Consider the following 1,308-nt stretch of genomic DNA (forward strand, 5'->3'; position numbering starts at 1 on the left):
GCAGATATCGATTACGCTTGGGAAGAAGCAGATACTACATACGGTAAACTTGGTGTTAAAGTATGGATCTACCGTGGTGAAGTTCTTCCAGCTCGTAAAAACACTAAAGGAGGTAAATAACCAATGTTAGTACCTAAACGTGTTAAACACCGTCGTGAATTCCGTGGTAAAATGCGCGGTGAAGCTAAAGGTGGAAAAGAAGTAGCATTCGGTGAATACGGTCTTCAAGCTACAACTAGCCACTGGATCACTAACCGCCAAATCGAAGCTGCTCGTATCGCCATGACTCGTTACATGAAACGTGGTGGTAAAGTTTGGATTAAAATCTTCCCACACAAATCATACACTGCTAAAGCTATCGGTGTGCGTATGGGATCTGGTAAAGGGGCACCTGAAGGTTGGGTAGCACCAGTTAAACGTGGTAAAGTGATGTTCGAAATCGCTGGTGTATCTGAAGAAATCGCTCGCGAAGCGCTTCGTCTTGCAAGCCACAAATTGCCAGTTAAATGTAAATTCGTAAAACGTGAAGCAGAATAAGGAGAAGGCATGAAACTTAATGAAGTAAAAGAATTTGTTAAAGAACTTCGTGGTCTTTCTCAAGAAGAACTCGCGAAGCGCGAAAACGAATTGAAAAAAGAATTGTTTGAACTTCGTTTCCAAGCTGCTACTGGTCAATTGGAACAAACAGCTCGCTTGAAAGAAGTTAAAAAACAAATCGCTCGTATCAAAACAGTTCAATCTGAAGCGAAATAATAGACTAGGGAAGGAGAAATTTCAATGGAACGCAATAATCGTAAAGTTCTTGTTGGACGTGTTGTATCTGACAAAATGGACAAGACAATCACAGTTGTAGTTGAAACAAAACGTAACCACCCAGTCTATGGTAAACGTATTAACTACTCTAAAAAATACAAAGCACATGATGAAAACAATGTTGCCAAAGAAGGCGATATCGTACGTATCATGGAAACTCGTCCGCTTTCAGCTACAAAACGTTTCCGTCTTGTAGAAGTTGTTGAAGAAGCGGTCATCATCTAATCAAACCTGAAAGGAGAAAACTGAAATGATTCAAACAGAAACTCGTTTGAAAGTCGCAGACAACAGCGGTGCGCGCGAAATCTTGACTATCAAAGTTCTTGGTGGTTCAGGACGTAAATTTGCAAACATCGGTGATGTTATCGTGGCATCTGTAAAACAAGCTACTCCTGGTGGTGCGGTTAAAAAAGGTGACGTTGTAAAAGCTGTTATCGTTCGTACTAAATCAGGTGCTCGTCGTGCTGATGGTTCATACATCAAATTTGACGAAAA

General features: G+C 40.9%; 4 protein-coding genes and 1 pseudogene. All 5 read left to right on the forward strand.

Features of this window, described 5'->3' with window-relative positions; all coding sequences use genetic code 11:
• Nucleotides 1-120 (forward strand): annotated as a pseudogene (rpsC, locus tag GMD6S_RS11340) (30S ribosomal protein S3); the annotation flags it as partial.
• A gap of 3 nt (nucleotides 121-123) precedes the next feature.
• Entirely contained in the window at nucleotides 124-537 is a 414-nt protein-coding gene (gene rplP, locus GMD6S_RS11345; protein WP_000960946.1) for a 50S ribosomal protein L16, read from the forward strand.
• A gap of 9 nt (nucleotides 538-546) precedes the next feature.
• Nucleotides 547-753 (forward strand): 50S ribosomal protein L29, encoded by a 207-nt coding sequence (gene rpmC, locus GMD6S_RS11350; RefSeq protein ID WP_000772918.1) that lies wholly within the window; start codon nucleotides 547-549, stop codon nucleotides 751-753.
• Between the two features lie 24 nt (nucleotides 754-777).
• On the forward strand, nucleotides 778-1,038 hold the full coding sequence (gene rpsQ, locus GMD6S_RS11355) for a 30S ribosomal protein S17 (protein WP_000440801.1): 261 nt from the start codon (nucleotides 778-780) through the stop codon (nucleotides 1,036-1,038).
• 25 nt (nucleotides 1,039-1,063) lie between these two features.
• A partial coding sequence (rplN, locus tag GMD6S_RS11360) for a 50S ribosomal protein L14 (RefSeq protein WP_000616544.1) occupies nucleotides 1,064-1,308 on the forward strand: 245 nt, incomplete at its 3' end.

The organism is Streptococcus sp. GMD6S (genome assembly GCF_000297015.1).